The sequence below is a fragment of the Microvirga makkahensis genome, from assembly GCF_009830105.1.
Classification (GTDB): domain Bacteria; phylum Pseudomonadota; class Alphaproteobacteria; order Rhizobiales; family Beijerinckiaceae; genus Microvirga; species Microvirga makkahensis.
This window is the reverse complement of sequence record NZ_WURB01000042.1, coordinates 1-16,419: the sequence shown is the minus strand read 5'-3', so window position 1 is coordinate 16,419 and position 16,419 is coordinate 1. Positions and strand designations below refer to the sequence as shown.

Genomic DNA, 16,419 nt, shown 5'->3' with positions numbered 1-16,419 from the left:
CACATTTCGGAAGCGAAATGAGGATTTCGGCTCCAAACCGGGGCTTTTCGATTGACCCACCACCAAAGAGCCCCTATTTCGGGCTCACTTCTGAGAGCGCGTAGCTCAGCCGGTAGAGCATCTGACTTTTAATCAGAGGGTCCTGGGTTCGAGTCCCAGCGCGCTCACCACCTAAACCCTGATACCGGCACAGGGCTTTACTGCTTACCCATGTTTGTGATTCCGTATCCTGTTTTCGACGGGGTAACAGCAGTCAAAGTTCGAGCAATCAGTACCAGCACCGCTTCACTGTGCTCCGGACAGCAAAATGTCCGCGACTGCGCGAGCAGCCGACCTCGAAACGGCCACGCTTAAAGGTAGTTGTTGGCCCGTTCCGCATCGTCGTTCTTCTACCGGGACAAAACCAAACTACCTAATGCTGATCCTTTAGGCAGTGTCCGTGATCTGCGAGCATCTCGATGATCCGTCACACGGGTATCCGCTTGTTGTCGCGGGAGACCATGGTCTCTCCTGTTCGCCGCGAACCAATCACATCAGCCCGCACCGTGAAGGTCTCCGGTTCGACCCGATCTGGAGCAGGGGCATCGTAGATGACCAGCAGGGCACCAGGGCCCGCCTCCGGCCAGAGCTCGAGCCCTTCAGGGTGGTCGGCATGCAGCCGGTACGGCAGCTCGGCCACCGCCTCGATCCGATCAGGAGAGATCACCCCAGAAGCGTCGTCCTGAGCCGCATCCCGCCAGCGTAGGACAAAGGCAGGCCCCTCGAGGGACATGGTTGGCCCCACCAGCAGGAGAAGATCATCGCCCTCGAACCGCATGTCGCGGACCCCTAAGCCACGGGTGTCCAGCAAGTGCTTGCGATAACGGTGCTCGCCATCCACCCGGCGGGCCTTGAGCCGATTCGGTGCTTTCTGCTCCAGCTCCAGGTCGAGAACCACAGCATGACCGCGCAGAACAGGTCCGCGCAGACCCAACCAGACCCGGCTTCCGCGCACCGCTAGTCCCTCCACGTCCAGGCCGTTCTCCTTGGACGGGATGGTTAGGAAAGGACCGAGGTGCGGGTCCGCTGCCAGCCACCGTTCAAGAGCGCTGTGCCTGTGGCCGAGCTTGAGCCATGCGGATTGCCGCTCACCTGCTGACCGGGCGAGGGCAAACGGGCCGGGAGCCTCCTCGACGAGGGGAATGCGTCCCAGAAAGTATCGATTGGGCTCGCGCTGGATCTCCTCCATGCGCTGCAGCGCCTGATCACGATCGTTCTCGTCTCGCTTGGGTTTCGAACGCTTGCGGGAATGGGATCCCACGATCCAGAGGAAACCGTCGGAAGCACACAGGCCTTCGATGTCCATCTCGCCATCCGCGCCAGCAGGCAGGTCGACCAGCCTGTCCAGGGCGACATGCTGGTGGTCCCCGAAGCTGCCGTCCTCCAGGCGCCGGAGGCGCTCAACACTTGCAGTCTCATCACAGGCCAGGAACAGGCAGTCGCCAACCCGCGCCACGGCGGAGAGGTCCTTGTGCAGCGGGTCCTCGACATGCCGCAACGGCCTCCAATCCGAGAAGGTGAGGGGGACCTGGTGAACGGGTTCTGCGGGACTGGTGTTCGACACGGTAGCTCCTGAGGTAAGAGTTGTGCTGGAGCATCAACGCACGAGTCCGGGCCGGATCCCATTTTCGGCACAACGTCTGGCAAGCTTCGACCTGGAGTTGCTTCAGACTACAACCTTGGCCGGCTTCACAGGCCGGAGCGGACCTTTGCGCGACCCTGCTTAGGAGTTGCTATCGGCCTAACCGGACAATGCTGTGCTCACGGTCATTCTGCGGAACCGCGGATGTATGCTCCCGGTTTACAGCCACGGTACCCGAGATAAAGCCACGCTCGTGTCGACGTACTAAAAATGCAGCGCGGCAGGACGACGGAGAGAGCGGCAGTGCAAGTCTTACGGCCCGGTCATACCTGTTGGCGTATCGAGCAGGCTGATCGCCTTGCCCTCATCATCGATGCTGCCGATTACTTCCGAGCTGTCCGGTCGGCCATGCTCAAGGCGCAGCATTCCATCCTCATGATCGGGTGGGACTTCGACACGCGCATCGAACTCGACCCGACGGACGGGACGGGTGAGTATCCGCGCCGGCTGGGAGCGTTCCTGACGTGGCTCGCCGAGACAAAACCGGGTCTTCACATCAACATCCTGAAGTGGGACCTTGGCATGGTGAAGGCCCTATGGCGGGGCACAACCATCTTCCGGGTGGCGCAATGGGCTTTGCACGAGCGCATAACCTTCAAGCTTGATAGCGCTCACCCGCCCGGCGCGGCGCAGCACCACAAGATTGTCGTGATCGACGACGCCGTCGCGTTCTGCGGCGGCATCGACATGACCGGCGACCGCTGGGACACCTCGGAGCACCTCGACGATGATCCCCGCCGCCGCCGTCCTTTCACGAGGCGCGCTTATGGGCCCTGGCATGACGCCACCACGGCGGCCAGCGGAGCAGCGGCCAAGGCTCTCGGCGACTATGCCCGTGAGCGGTGGAGGCGAGCATCGGGACAGGTCCTGGTGCCACCCCCAGCCGGATCAGACCCGTGGCCCGAGGGCCTGCATGTCGACATGGCTGACGTTGCGGTTGCAATCGCCCGAACCATCCCGGCCTACAACACCCAGAAGGAGGTTCGCGAGGTCGAAGCGCTGTACGTTACCGCGATCGCGTCTGCCCGCAGGAGCGTTTACCTGGAGAGCCAGTACTTCGCCTCGCGCGTCATCGCGGAAGCCATCGCCAAGCGTCTCGGCGAGCCGGACGGACCCGAGTTCGTGATCATCAACCCTGACTCGGCAGAGGGCTGGCTTGAGGAGGAGCTGATGGGCTCAGCCCGGGCCCGTCTCCTGGCCATGCTCGGGCGCAGTGACTGCTTCAAGCGGCTGCGGGTCTACACACCGGTTACGGAGGGTGGGCAGCCGATCTACGTTCACGCCAAGATCATGATCGTGGACGACCGGCTGCTGCGCGTGGGATCGTCAAACCTGAACAACCGCTCGATGGGGTACGACACAGAGTGCGACCTTGCGCTCGAGGCGGATAACGACACGCATCTGTCCCGTACGATCCAGGGCTTTCGGGCCAGGCTGCTGGCCGAGCACCTTGGCACGTCGGCAGAGCAGGTCGCGACGATCGTGTCGGAGCGGCAATCGCTGATTGCGGCGATTGAGCAATTGTCGGGGTCTGGGCGCTCTCTTCGGCCATTCGTTCCGCCGCAGATCAACGATGCGGAGAAGGAGTTGGCGGATCATGAGGTCCTCGATCCGGAGCGCCCGCGCTCTCTATGGCATTCTCTGCCCTGGCATCGCCCGCTCATCTTCAGATGATGACACGAGGCAACAAGTCCATCGTCCGGGCCATCAAGCTGCAGTTGGGCGACGGCACGGCCTTAGAGGCAAATGCCAAAGCGGGCGAGGTTCGCGTCGACGCCTCGGCACTGACGTCCCGTTGAGCGCCTTGGGCAGCGCGAGGTACATGGGCCTGCTCTGGCCCTCATCCTGGTCGCCCTGGCCTTCGGGATCCAGCAAGCGCTCCTGGCAGCCGTTCCGGGCCTCAAGCCCGCCCGCCCGCCGGCGATCGTGATCTCACAGCTTCTGGGTGGCTGGTGCGGTTCTCAACCGAGGAGATCCTGGGGCCCAACCGCTTCTGGGCTTGTGCGCGACCTGCACGATTGCTGGCTGCTCGCCAACGAGTCCCATGCCTCCCTCGTGATCCCCGCCTAGGCTGCAGGTGCGCTGCGGGACGAGCAGATGAGGAACCTCATCGAGCGGAGGGTAGAGCAGAACCATTGCCAGTGAGTTGGCTCATGACGCGGATGAAGCGGGCTGCACCCCAGCTGCTCACGGTTCTCTCATAAGGCAGGCGGATGCGGAGCATTCCAGGGCGGATCTGGGTGCTGCTCCCGGCGGCACTCTTGACCACCATAGCCGGACCCGTCGGTCTTGCAGGGGCCGCAGGTTGGGGAGGCAGGGCGATCGGGGCGGGATGCGAGGTCCTGTTCATCAACCGCTTGGGGCGGCAGGAGGTTGAGGGGCGCGGCCTTCTTGAGAAGATCGTCGCCGTGGCGCTCGCCGAGATCCCGCTTGTGGCGGCTGCAAGCTCAGAACTTCTCCCGGAGTGCCTGCGCATTCTGGAACAGGGCGTGGGGCCGCTGAAAGCAGATGCAGATGCAATCTAAACTTTGTGCCGCTCACACGTGATATTGGCTGCATGGTATGAACTATGGCTGACAAGATCCTGGTCCTGCGAAGTTGGCCTTGAGCCGGAAGCAACACCATGCACCAAAATTGACAGGCTGGAGCAAGGCCCACCAAGCCTTGTCAGGGATCTCTTCGACAGAGGTAAAGGAGGCCTGATGGGCAAGGCACCTTGGTGAGAAAATCAAGGCACAGATCGAGCACTTGTCGGGATTAGATGGTTACCTGAAGTAAAACGGAATGGAACAGGGCTGACATGCGCTTCTTTACAGGCTGGCGAGTCCCACTCGCTATAGACCCCAGCAAGAGGAGCCCGACATGGCAGACCAGAACGAGAGGCAATCGGAGCAACTGGAGCGTCAATACAAGGTGCGACAGGTCACCAACATTCAGGCCTCCTGGACCGAGCAGGGACGCGGCGAGGGAGGCAAGTTCACGGTCCAGCTTATTCTCGATAATGGCGTTGAGGAGTACATCCTGCAGCCCGCCGCAGACGATCTTGAGCCAATGTTGAGGCTGTTTGGTCTGAGTGATCACACCACTTTCGACCTTGAGCGCAAGGTGCTGATGTTCTCCAACCTCAAGACAAAGTGAGGCAATGATCCGGATCAGGTACTTGTAGCATGTCGCGTCACCGCCATGATTTCGGCGGTGACCATTCCCTGCTTCCTGCCAGCCTGCCCCATCGGGGCTTAGCGGGTACGGCATTGCCTACTCTTGCGTTGGTCGCATCAATCGCAAGTAAGCGACGCTGAGGAACCTATTCGATTTCCACTGGAGTGTCGTTCGTCATGATCTCGCGGATATCGGCGTTGCTTTCGCTCTTGTCTTGCCGATTGGATGGAAGCGCGGGTGCGGGTAGGCAAGCATAGGGTTCCGGACGTTCCCGATTGTGGCCATGGCAGCATGCGGCTTTGCGCTTCTCGTCAAGCTGGTGCCGGGTACGAACGAGGAAAGCCAGGCACGGGTGCTTCAGGTAATCATCTCCGGGATTGGCTTCGTCGGGAGCGGAGCCATTGTGAAGTACGGCACCGACGTACGCGGGCTCGTCATGGTAGCAAGCATCTGGAACACTGGGCGACAGGTGTCGCTGTCGGCTACAGTCGCGTCAATATCGCCGTCGTGCCAAGCACAGCCACGTTTCCTGTCCTATGGCTGCTGACGTCTGTTGCTGAACAGCGCCGTTCGTCGTCCGAGGAGGATAGCGAGAAATGGCCAAGGGTGTTCGGTAAACACTATGGATGAGTACTCAGGCCGACGGCTCCTCTTCCCAGGCCATAGCTATGCTGACACAAGAAAGGATTACTGCGCGCGCGTGTCTATCTGGACTGGATCTGTGTACTTGAACGACCCGCGTCTCGGCAGACTTTGCTTCGCGGCGGATGCGTCTGCGCGCTGCCGGAACTGTCTTACGATCAGCCTCGTTGACATCCGCTTTGACCCGAGGAACAGCAATGGACCCCCTGCATCTTATCATCAACGACCACGCCAACATCGTGAGCCTTTGCAGAGACGTCCTGCGGTCCATGCCCAATGGCGACGCAAAGAGTCGCGAGCGGTTGTTCTCCCAGCTCTATGACGAGCTTCGCTGGCACATGGAGGCGGAGGAGGACAGCCTCTACGAGGCGCTTGAGGACGATCACCGGGCCAAACGCCTGATCGACGAACTAGAAGACGAGCATGAGGAGATCGAGGAGGAGCTCGGCAGGCTTACCGGCGCCCGCTACAAGGGCAGCCGCGAATGGACGCAGCGCTTCGAGGACTTCTCCTATCTTCTTGACCGCCACTTTCACAGGGAGGAGCACGAACTGCTGCCTTTGGCGCGCGAGATCCTCGACCCCGAGCAGGCCCGTGACCTTCTGCACGAGTTTGCGGAGGAGAAGGCCGAGGAAATCCGCGAGGCCCGGCAAGGCCTCTGGGGCAATCTCCCCACGGGAGCGCTCGTGGGTGCCTTGGCCGGCGCGGTCGCCGGAGCCGTGGCTTTCACCATGTGGCGTCGAGGATCCCCGCGCGACCTCATGGTGCGGCCACCGGTGCGGCGCTATCTCGCCGCATTGCCGGGGGTCGGCCGTATCGCGGGCCGCTTCCGCGGCAACGGCCGAACGGTCCGAGGGCATGAGGTCGATGTCTTGAGAGATGTCGCTGAGCGGACGCGCTGTCCGGTCCACGACGTCTCGTCACGCCTGCAACTGCCCATCGGCCGAACCTACGCCATCGTTGCGGCTCTTGAGCGGCAGGGCCTCGTGCGCTCGGCCCACGCGCAGGGGCCCGGCCGCGAGCGGGTGGTGGCGATCACCACGCGAGGGCGCGAGGTGGCGCAACGCTGATATCCAGGAGCGGGACTCCGGATGGAAGCCGGACTACGTGCACTGAGATCCACGGGACGCGCTGAGCCAGCGTGACGGAGACCATACAGCAGCTTGGGATGGAAGGCCGGGTCTAAGCAACCGGAGGGCAGTCCGGGCTCATGATCGCACAATGCTCCGGAGTCTTTGCTGCAACTGCCACGGCATCGTCAGCGCTGGATCACAGCACAGGCCAGACGTTCGCCTGCATTTCCGGAAGACTGGCTGCGGTAGTCGTCTGCTGTGGCATGCACAACGTGCGCCGAGCTATCCTGATCGAAGAGCGGAGCGTCGCTAACGGTGAACCTGACATAGGTGTTGAACACCTCCGCTTTGAGTGTGCCGCCTTGCTTGACACTCTGGTTGGGCATGTCGCCTGCGTGAGGCCCTCCTTCCACTGCAAAGCCATGTTTTGCTCCACGCGGGTGATAATGCCCACCCGCCGGTTCAAAACCGGTCGCCGGATCGCATTTTCCGGTCTGGTGAATATGGAATCCGTGAACACTTGGCGGCAGCTTGGAAAGCTCGGCACTAATGAATACGCCATTTGGAGTGTCGATCTGGGTTGCTGTTCCAGGAGTCTTTCCATCGCGGTCCATGAACACAGCCCGGGCGTTGTTCGGAGTAGAGGTCGGCTGTGGGGGCGATTGCCGCGCGTGAGCCGCCGAGGCGCAGAGGGAAGCGATCAGGCAGAAGGGCAGAGAAGGCCCTCTTTGAGGATTAGGAAAGACCATCCAATAATGATCTCACCTACCTGCCCGGCATCGGCATCGAGATGCTGGGCGAGCAGAACCCGGCGGAGGCCAAGCGGTTGCTCAAGCTCTGCCTCGACAGCTTCGGCATCGGCGGGGCATCCGTATCATTCCATTCCATCTCCCGTTTCAGATCGAACAGAAAGTCTGCGACCTTGATTTCGTATTCGGCGTCGCTGAGGACGCGGGGCCGATGCGGCGTCAGTTCGACTCCAAATGGTTTTCCCAACGTTGCTGGTGAGCCAGAATGGCTTCGCCGCGACTGAGGTAGCCGTCTGCAGGCGTCAGGCTACTCAGGCTCTCGGATTGGGGGGTGTTCGCGTGACTTCCGAGCGTTCATCGGCCTCCACCGCGTCGAGCGTGGCCCAACCGACAGGACGGCCGGTGCCGGGAAGGCCCTCCTGCGCACGCCCCCCACGGAGAATGTGCGCCTTGGCGATCATCTGTGCGGTCACCGGGGCGGTCAGGACCAGAAACAGGGTGATCAGAGGCTCGTGGATCGAAGGATTTCCCTCAACAGCCCAGAAATACAGCATGGATCCGATCAGCATCGAGCCAATACCGAGGGTTGTCGCCTTCGTCGGCCCGTGGAGGCGCCGCATCAGGTCGGGCAGCTTGGCGAGGCCCAGAGAGCCGACAAAGAGAAAGAACGCCCCAACGAGAACGATGAGGGAGATGACGGCGTCCGCGATGATCATGGCACTCCTCACTCGATCACGTTGCCGCGTAGCAGGTACTTGCACAGGGCGACGGTCGTCACGAAGCCGACCATGGCAAAGAGGAGGGCGGCTTCGAAATACATCGTCGTGCGAAACCACAGGCCGATTACGACGATCAGCCCGATGGTATTGATCACCAGCGTATCAAGAGCGAGTATCCGGTCGAGCACGTCCGGGCCGCGCACCAGCCGATAGAAGGTCAGAAGGCTTGCGACCGCAATGGCGGCCGTGGCAACGATGCAGGCGATGTCGATCATTCGAAAATCTCCTTCAGGCGGCGTTCGTAGCGCTCCTTGATCTGGGCGACGGTCGCAGCGGGATCGTGGGTCTCCAGGCAGTGGACGAGCAGAGAGCGTCCATCGGCGGAAAGATCGGCGCTGACGGTTCCAGGGGTGAGGGTGATCGTCCCCGCCAGGACCGTGACGGCCTCAGCCGTGGTCAGGTCGAGCGGCACGGTGATATACTGGGACCGGAGCGTGTCGCCGCGCCGGAACAGCACCCAGTAGGCCACCTGGACGTTTGAAACCGCGATGTCCTTCAGCACGATGCCCAGATACTCCAGAACCGTGAATGGCTGGCGGATGCGGGGCCGGTCGGGCCAATAGCGGCTCGTCAGCCTAGGGATCGCCCATCCGAGGATGATACCGAGCACCACGGTGCCGGCCGAGATGTCGTTGGCGAGCAGAACCCAGACGAGCGTAATGACGATGCTGAGGATCGGTTGCGGGAACAGACGAGCCATCACCGCATCTCCGTTGTCCGCTGCGCCGGAGCCGGCCGGCCGAGAACCGCGTCGACATAGGACTGCGGTGTCACCAATTGCTGCGCCGTCGCCTCCAGGTGGCGGGTCACCGGACCGGCGCTGAGCGAGAGCAAGGCGGTTCCGAGAATGAGGATCGCCGCTGGCACCATGGACCCGGCGCGGGCGGGAGGCGGAGGCTCAAGAGCTCCCGCCACAGCCTCGCTCTTCCAGAACAGCGTCGTGCCGGCCCGGCTGAAGCCGATGATGACCAGAAGGCTTGTGGCGAGCACGACAGTCCAGATCCATCCGGCCGCCCTGGAGGTGCGTGTGGCGTCAAGGATCATCAGCTTGCCGATGAAGCCGGACAGGGGAGGCAGGCCGCTCATGGCGATAGCGGCCAGGAAGAACAGGCTGCCAAGGATGGTGGCGTTCGCCATAGCGGGGCTGGGCTCAAGATCGTCCCGCCACCGACCCCGGCGGGCGGCAATCAGGTCACTGAGCAGGAACAGGGCTCCTCCGATCAAGGTCGAGTGCAGGGTGTAGTAAAGTGCGGCGGTCAGGCTTCTCGCATCGAAGAGGGAGACTGCGACCAGAAGGGAGCCCATCGACCAGACAACCGCGAAGCAGACAAGGTCGACAAGAACGCCGCTCGCCAGGACGCCGATGGCGCCAATCGCCAGGGTAGCCAGGGCCGCCGGTAGGATCCAGGGTGCCGCGATGGAGGCGGCGGCTCCACCCTCCGCACCGAAGACGAGTGTGAACACCCGAATGATGGCGTAAGCGCCGACCTTGGTCATGATAGCAAAGAGGGCTGCCACAGGAGCGGGGGCTGACGCATAGGCAGTAGGCAGCCACCAATGCAGGGGCACGAGAGCCGCTTTGAGGGCGAATACCAGGAACAGCAGCAGGGCTCCTGTCCTAAGGAGAGCGGCGTCTCCGGCCGACACCTGGCCGACCTTTCCTGCCAGATCCGCCATGTTGAGGGTGCCCGTCACGCCATAGATAATGCCGACCGCGAACAGAAAGAGCGTCGAGCCGAGCAAGTTGATTGCCACATACTGGAATCCTGCCCCGAGGCGGCGCGGCCCGCCGCCGTGCAGCAGCAGCCCGTAGGAAGCGATCAGCATCACCTCGAAGAACACGAACAGGTTGAACACGTCCCCGGTCAAAAATGCCCCGTTGATGCCCATGAGCTGAAACTGGAAGAGGGGATGGAAATGATGTCCCTTCTCATCCCACCCGCGGATGGCATGAAGCATCACGGCGGAGGCCAGAATTCCAGAGAGCAGAATCATCATGGCCGATAGCCGGTCCAGCACGAGGACGATCCCGAACGGCGCGAGCCAGTCCCCTAGCCGGTAAGACAGCACATCTCCCTCCGTGGCGAGCATGAAGAGCCTTGCGCTGGCAAGCCACAGGAGAGCGGTCGCGGCGAGCGATACCTGTCGCTGAAGGTTCGGGGACCGCCGGAGCAACAGCAGCAACGCTGCCGCCATGGCCGGAATAATTACGGGAGCGATGATCCAGCCGCTCATGAGGTCAGCCGCTCCTCGGCAGGCTCGGGCAGTTTTGGGATGCCCTCGTCCACTCGGTCAGATCCGGTCTCAAGAAAACCGCGCAGGGCCAGCACCACAATCAGGGCCGTCATGCCAAACGATATCACGATGGCGGTCAGTACCAGGGCCTGTGGGAGCGGATCCGTGTATTCCGCGGCGTCGGAGGTGATGATCGGCGGTCTGTCAACGCTCAGCCGCCCCATCGCGAAGAGAAAGACGTTCACCCCATAGGAGAGAAACGTCATGCCGATGATGACCGGGAAGCTGCGTCCGCGCAGGATCAGGTAGATGCCTGCGGCGCTCAAGACCCCGATGGCACTTGCGACCAGGATTTCCATTCAGGGCTCCTTTCCAAGGACTGCGGCTGGGGGCGCCACATCGGCGGTTCGGCGCTGCAGCAGAATGTCGGATGGACCTGCCGGCACCGGTTTGCGTTCAGCGCGGGCTTGCACACGCGCGATCTGGGCTAGCGACAGCAGCACGGTTCCGACCACTACGAAGAAGACACCGGCGTCGAACGCCATGGCAGAGGCAACCTCGAATTCGCCGATGAACGGCAGATGGACGTAGCGGAAGGTGCTGGTCAGGAAGGGGCGGCCGAACAGCAGCGAGCCGAGGCCAGTAAGACCCGCAAGCAGGACCCCAAGCCCCAGCATCGTGTGCGCGTTCAGGCGCAGGCGTTCCGCTGTCCAGACATAGCCGCTTGCCATGGCCTGCATCAGAAGTGCGATGGCGACAACAAGGCCTGCGATGAAGCCGCCCCCGGGCTGATTGTGGCCGCGCAGGAAGATGAATGCCCCTACCGTCAAGGCGAGGGGCAGGAGCACACGGGTCACCACCACGAGCATGAGCGGGTGGGCGTCTGCGGACTCCTCATTCTGGTGCATGGATGCAAGCCGCTGCGCAGCGGCGCCCTTGAGGGAGCTGTCAAGCAGGGCGTAGATCGCGAGGGCTGCGATGCACAGCACGATGATCTCGCCGAAGGTGTCGAAGCCTCGGAAGTCGACGAGGATGACGTTGACGACATTGGTGCCGCCGCCGCCGGGCTTCGACTGCGCCAGGTGGTACTCGGAGATGGATCGGAAATCCCGCGTCATCACGGCGTAGGCCAAGCCCGCCAAGCCGACGCCTCCCGCACAGGCGATGACGCCATCCCATGCCCGATGGAGCCAGCCGGTCTCAGGCGGTGTGGTGCGGGGCAGGAGATTGAGAGCCAGCAGCAGCAGGATGGTCATGACGACCTCGACCGAGATCTGCGTCAGCGCAAGATCCGGAGCGGAGAACTGGATGAAGGCGATCGACACGCCGAGCCCCACAATGCTCGTCAGGATAAGCGTGAGGAGGCGGTTGGGGTGCAGCACCACAACGGCGAGGCTGGTAGCGACCAAGGCTGCCCAGATGACCAGCGCCGGCCCGTTGATGGGCAAGGACGTCCGGGTTCCCGGAGCATGGGATCCTGTCATGAACCCGGTGCCGCCGACAATGATGATGGCTACGATGATTGTTGCGAAGTAGCGGGGCAGTGACTCGGTGTGGAGGGCTGCGACGAGGAACTTGGCTCCACGGGTGGCGTTGCCGAGCATCTGGTCGAAGATCCGCTTTGCTTCTGGACGTGGTGTTGCGAGACGGAGGCGGTCCAACGGCTTGAACGCCATCAGGATCGCCGCTCCGCCGATGAGCGCCGTAACGCTCATCATCAAGGCTGGCGTGAAGCCATGCCAAAGGGCGAGAGAGTAGGAAGGCAGAGTTCGGCTACCGACGACGGCGAGCGTGGTGCGCTCCACCACTGGGCCGGCAATCAGCGCCGGGAGAAGGCCGATAGCGATCACCGGAACAACCAGTATCGCGACGGGGAGCCAGAGCCCGAGCGGGGGATCGTGTGGGTGGTGCGGGTAGTCGGACCGGACCGGACCCAGATACGTCGCGATGGCAAGCCGGGCCGAATAGGCGACCGAGAGCAGGGCGCCGACAGTGGCCAGGGTCGGCATGATCCAGGGGGTGCCCGCATAGGGCGTGTGCGCGACCTCCTCCAGCATCATCTCCTTCGACAGGAAACCGTTGAGCAACGGCAGACCCGCCATGGACCCGGCGGCGATGAGCGCGAGCGTGGCGCTGATCGGCATTAGGTGCAGGAGGCCGCCGAGGCTCCGGATGTCGCGCGTGCCCGCCTCGTGATCCACGATGCCTGCGCTCATGAACAGCGCCGCCTTGAAGGTTGCGTGGTTGAGGATATGGAAGACGGCCACCAGCGCCGCCATTGGCGTACCCAGCCCAAGCAGCATGGTCATGAGCCCGAGATGGCTGACGGTGGAATAGGCGAGGATTGCCTTCAGGTCAGCCTTGAACAGGGCAATCCAGGCCCCGACCAGCATGGTGATCAGCCCGACCGTTGAGACGGTGAGGAACCAAGCTTCCGTTCCCGCAAGCACAGGCCACAGGCGGGCCATGAGGAATACGCCTGCCTTCACCATGGTGGCCGAGTGCAGATAGGCCGATACCGGCGTCGGAGCGGCCATGGCGTGCGGCAGCCAGAAATGGAAGGGAAACTGGGCCGACTTGGTGAAGGCGCCCCCAAGGATGAGAAGCAGCATCGGCAGGTAGAGCGGCGAACCCTTGATCACGTCGCCCCGCTGAAGAATTTCGGTCAGTTCATAGGATCCTGCGATTTGGCCAAGCAGAAGAAGGCCAGCAAGCAGGAGGAGGCCGCCGCCTCCTGTGACGACCAGCGCCATGCGCGCACCCTGGCGCCCCTCGGGAAGATCGCGCCAGTAGCCGATCAACAGGAAGGAGCTCAGGCTTGTGAGCTCCCAGAACACGACCAACAGGAGGATGTTGTCACTGACCACGACGCCCACCATCGCCCCCTGGAACAGGAGAAGGTAGGTGTAGAAGCGCCCCATCGGATCTTTCTGGCTCAGATAGAAGCGGGCATAGATGATGATCAGCAAGCCGATTCCAAGGATTAGCGCGGCGAAGAAGAAACTCAATCCATCCAGGAAGACGCTGAAGGACAGCCCGAACTGCGGCAGCCACTCATAAGCCGCGCGAGTGATCTCGCCCCGATAGACCGCCGGCGCGGCCGCTGCCAGCATGAGGAGGGCAGCGACCGTTGGGATGGCGGTCGCGACCGCGCACAGCGTGCGCCCCGACCGGATCGCCAGCGGCGGGAAGATGGCCGCCAGCAGCGGCAGTATCGGGAGGAGGATGATGTTCAATGCAACGTCCCGTTTGGAGCTGCGCCGTTGGCGCAGAACCCAGCGCCTTCATCCGTAGCTCGGCTGAATGGGAGACCACCAACGCCTATGCCGACCGGCGACCGCGTCGGCACCGGTTCGAGGGCTCAACTCGTCAGGAGTGTGTGTGTTTCCCGCTGTCCCTTGGTTTGCCCAATCCTCACGGTCAGGTGGCAGGCTGAACGCGGGCGCCGAGGGGGCTGCAACGGCACCTCTCGGTTGGACCGCCCTATTGGACGCATTGTGGATGCCCAAGAGACACCTGCCCGAAAAAACTCCAGATCTTCTACCGCGGCGTGGCGTTCGGCGGGACGTTGCCAGGAGTGTTGACGCTTTGCGGGGGCGGATTGGTGTTGCCGGCCGCGCCTGCGCGGTTGGCATCGGTCCTATAGCGGAACTCGGGCGCGTTCTGCAGATCGGCCTTGGTCATCTTCACCATGGCCTTGGCCGGAGTGTTCGGATCGCTCGCAGCATCTACCGTGCTGCCGGCCGGAGCGGTGCTTCCGGTCATTCCACCGGTGCCGCCTGCCGCGGTGCTGCCTGTTGTCTCCGGTAGATCGGCTCCGCCGGTGGCGACGGTCGTGCCATAGCCACCCTGGTTTGCGTTCCCAGCGGCAGCCTGGAGCTCCTGGCTGGACATCCACTGCACCTGCTCGAACGGAATGGCGACGTCCTTCTGACCGATGCCCAGAAAGCCGCCCACGCCTACCACAAATCCGTGGATCCTGCCCTCGCGCCCCACCAGTACCTCATCGATGTCGCCGATTTTCTGATCGTCCACGTCATAGACGTCGATGCCGATCAGCTGCGAGCCGCGCATGAGATCCTGCGGCATATGAGTCATGACCTCACCAGACCCGGCAGGCTGGGTGGGGGCAGTTGTCTGGGCGAGGGCCGGTCCGACCATCAGAGCGGTTGCGGCAAGACATGCCACGAGCTGCATCTTCACCATGATATGTTTCCTTTGAGCATGGCATTTGGAGCATCAGCCAAGGTAACGGAGAGGTTTCAACAAGGTTCTGCTGCATCTCAGCGGGTAAGACGTGGCCCGGCTTGGCTCGACTCCGCGAACCAGAGCCTACATCTCGGGGTGTCATGCGGCCGCAATAGGCCACTGCCCCGGTGTGATTGCCGATTGGGCCTCTGGTGCACATCAGGCTTTCTCCGGCAGAAACGGCAGCGGGTTTCGAAACGACGGTCATCGCTGCTCAGTGTGGATGGCACCCTGCGAGGACGGAAGAGCTTCGACCGGTCTGCTCCGGGCGGGGCTGGTACGTCGGGAACGCAACCGCAATCTACTCGTTCGTCGCCCAGCTTCGCTTTTCGCGGTGATGCGCTGGCAACCCGACATGGTTCATTCCGGGCGAAAGCATGGTCCTGCTTCACGGGGCGCAAGCAGGTCACCCCGGATTCAGCCAGCCTTCTCGGGTGAACCCGATACCTCAAGGAGGCCTCACCCCCACCAGGCGCTTGCGCGACGAATGACCCGGAGCGCGTCCCGCGCCGCAATTCCGGCCGCCCGGCGTCGTGATGGGGATTGGCGATGATCCGCCGCGATCCCGAGGTGATAGAGCAACGCACCCGCCAGGACGTTCGATGCGCCAGCCATCCAGTACGCGGCCCGAACCGAAGTCGTCAGCGTGCGGTCCATCCCGAATGCGGACAGATACGCCGCGAGCAGCGTATCGTGTCTGCGACGCCATTCGGGCTCCCAGTAGCCCAGCGATTGCAGCAATGAACTCACATCCTCCAGCGGGGAGGCAAGGCGGGTCCTTCCCCAGTCGAGGAGAATGGGGCTGTCTCCGCCGCCGCGCCGCCGCACGAGAACATTTCCGGAGTGAACGTCGCCATGGATTGGCCTGCGTCCGAACGGATGCTCGGAGAGCAACTGGACACGGAGCTTGGGAAGGGCGGCGACGATCCTGTTCAGGGACGGCAGATCCCGTGCAAGATCCGACAGGTCGTCGTTGCCGCGGCATCGTTCGAGAGCTGCTCGTGAGTGCTCCGCCATCAGTTGTAGCTCTGCCTCGTAATCCCAGTCCGGGACAAGCGGGGCCTCATCCTCGGCGGCCCGGTGGAACTCCGCCAACCGACCGAGCAACACCGTTCCCATCCGGATCTCGCGCCAAGGCCATGCTCCCGTCCGGCGGATCGCCTCGAGGCACAGGAAGACCCCGTCCGTCCCGGTGCGCTCGACCGCCAGAAGCCGGGGGGCCACGTCCACCGCATGGACGGATACAAGGCGTTCATAAACCTCGGCCTCGCGTGCGGGACGGCCCGTGAGGTGTTTCATGACGAAGCGGAACACTTGCGGACGGCCGGCTCGGTTGCGGTAGCGCACGGTCACCATGGCGACGGCGCAGGCTTCGCTGCCCCCGGCCAGGGCCTTGCTCTCGACGGACACGTCCTCCATCGGCTCGATCGCGAGCCGCCCGATCAGGGTCGCCATGTCCTCTCGTACCGCCATGGTCCATGGATGAGGGCCGTGCGAGGACCATTCAACCCTGCTCCCGATTATTCTACCGGAAGGCCCTCCGTCAGTCTGCAGGGGAGCGCCGGGCGCAGCTCTCACATCGGCCCACTTCCTTGGACAGGCTCCGTGGTCTCCGGGAGGGACACAGGTTTGGGCAGGAATGGAGGTCGGGAGCTGATCGGCGCGGGCCGACAGAGCGCGACCTCGCCGTTGGCGACCAGGGAGCCGGCCAAGCAGCCGACCAAGCAGCCGACCATGCGCGCCGCCTCCATGAGGCGCGTGTCGAGCACGTGCTGCAGCTGGCGCTTGGTGTCGAGATAGATCCAGGCCGTCGCGAACAGCCAGATCCCTATCGTGGCGGCGATCAGGATGAT

The 16,419-nt window shown here is 63.0% G+C and carries 15 protein-coding genes, 1 tRNA gene and 1 pseudogene; 6 read left to right on the top strand and 11 right to left on the bottom strand.

Going from position 1 to position 16,419, the window contains the following annotated elements; translation table 11 throughout:
- Positions 1-94 precede the first annotated feature (94 nt).
- Positions 95-170: transfer RNA gene (locus tag GR328_RS25090), tRNA-Lys, on the top strand.
- A 296-nt stretch (positions 171-466) separates the two neighbouring features.
- Here GR328_RS25090 and GR328_RS25085 read toward each other — a convergent pair.
- Positions 467-1,603, bottom strand: a complete 1,137-nt coding sequence (locus tag GR328_RS25085) for a DUF3616 domain-containing protein (RefSeq protein ID WP_205790295.1) — start codon at positions 1,601-1,603, stop codon at positions 467-469.
- Between the two features lie 321 nt (positions 1,604-1,924).
- Here GR328_RS25085 and GR328_RS28405 point away from each other — a divergent pair, with 321 nt between their 5' ends.
- The 5 genes from GR328_RS28405 (at position 1,925) to GR328_RS25060 (ending at position 6,552) form a co-directional block, all read left to right on the top strand.
- On the top strand, positions 1,925-3,355 hold the full coding sequence (locus tag GR328_RS28405) for a phospholipase D-like domain-containing protein (protein WP_343039484.1): 1,431 nt from the start codon (positions 1,925-1,927) through the stop codon (positions 3,353-3,355).
- Positions 3,356-3,894: 539 nt separating this feature from the next.
- A complete protein-coding gene (locus GR328_RS25075) occupies positions 3,895-4,206 on the top strand; it encodes a DUF2478 domain-containing protein (protein ID WP_160888389.1) in 312 nt (103 codons plus the stop codon).
- A gap of 337 nt (positions 4,207-4,543) precedes the next feature.
- Positions 4,544-4,819 (top strand): hypothetical protein, encoded by a 276-nt coding sequence (locus GR328_RS25070; protein WP_160888388.1) that lies wholly within the window; start codon positions 4,544-4,546, stop codon positions 4,817-4,819.
- 304 nt (positions 4,820-5,123) lie between these two features.
- Complete coding sequence (locus GR328_RS27800) at positions 5,124-5,387, top strand: MgtC/SapB family protein (RefSeq protein ID WP_246216084.1); 264 nt, start codon at positions 5,124-5,126, stop codon at positions 5,385-5,387.
- A gap of 292 nt (positions 5,388-5,679) precedes the next feature.
- Positions 5,680-6,552, top strand: a complete 873-nt coding sequence (locus tag GR328_RS25060) for a hemerythrin domain-containing protein (protein ID WP_160888387.1) — start codon at positions 5,680-5,682, stop codon at positions 6,550-6,552.
- Positions 6,553-6,740: 188 nt separating this feature from the next.
- Here the strand turns inward: GR328_RS25060 and GR328_RS25055 are convergent, their stop codons facing one another.
- From GR328_RS25055 to GR328_RS28400, 10 genes and pseudogenes are all read right to left on the bottom strand, one after another.
- The gene (locus tag GR328_RS25055; protein WP_246216083.1) at positions 6,741-7,169 is read right to left on the bottom strand and encodes a superoxide dismutase family protein; all 429 of its coding nucleotides are present in this window, start codon (positions 7,167-7,169) and stop codon (positions 6,741-6,743) included.
- A 446-nt stretch (positions 7,170-7,615) separates the two neighbouring features.
- Complete coding sequence (locus GR328_RS25050; RefSeq protein ID WP_160888385.1) at positions 7,616-8,020, bottom strand: Na+/H+ antiporter subunit G; 405 nt, start codon at positions 8,018-8,020, stop codon at positions 7,616-7,618.
- Between the two features lie 8 nt (positions 8,021-8,028).
- Entirely contained in the window at positions 8,029-8,298 is a 270-nt protein-coding gene (locus tag GR328_RS25045) for a K+/H+ antiporter subunit F (RefSeq protein ID WP_160888384.1), read from the bottom strand.
- A complete protein-coding gene (locus GR328_RS25040) occupies positions 8,295-8,783 on the bottom strand; it encodes a Na+/H+ antiporter subunit E (protein ID WP_160888383.1) in 489 nt (162 codons plus the stop codon). The genes GR328_RS25045 and GR328_RS25040 overlap by 4 nt, the downstream gene beginning before the upstream one ends.
- Positions 8,783-10,318: a monovalent cation/H+ antiporter subunit D gene (locus GR328_RS25035; protein WP_160888382.1), complete on the bottom strand. Its 1,536-nt coding sequence runs from the start codon at positions 10,316-10,318 to the stop codon at positions 8,783-8,785. Before GR328_RS25035 ends, GR328_RS25040 begins: the two co-directional genes overlap by 1 nt.
- On the bottom strand, positions 10,315-10,677 hold the full coding sequence (locus GR328_RS25030; RefSeq protein WP_160888381.1) for a Na+/H+ antiporter subunit C: 363 nt from the start codon (positions 10,675-10,677) through the stop codon (positions 10,315-10,317). The genes GR328_RS25035 and GR328_RS25030 overlap by 4 nt, the downstream gene beginning before the upstream one ends.
- Positions 10,678-13,554: a monovalent cation/H+ antiporter subunit A gene (locus GR328_RS25025; protein WP_160888380.1), complete on the bottom strand. Its 2,877-nt coding sequence runs from the start codon at positions 13,552-13,554 to the stop codon at positions 10,678-10,680.
- 304 nt (positions 13,555-13,858) lie between these two features.
- Positions 13,859-14,524, bottom strand: a complete 666-nt coding sequence (locus tag GR328_RS25020; protein ID WP_160888379.1) for a PRC-barrel domain-containing protein — start codon at positions 14,522-14,524, stop codon at positions 13,859-13,861.
- A 501-nt stretch (positions 14,525-15,025) separates the two neighbouring features.
- Entirely contained in the window at positions 15,026-16,021 is a 996-nt protein-coding gene (locus tag GR328_RS25015) for an aminoglycoside phosphotransferase family protein (RefSeq protein ID WP_205790294.1), read from the bottom strand.
- 119 nt (positions 16,022-16,140) lie between these two features.
- Positions 16,141-16,419, bottom strand: a pseudogene (locus tag GR328_RS28400) (hypothetical protein); the annotation flags it as partial.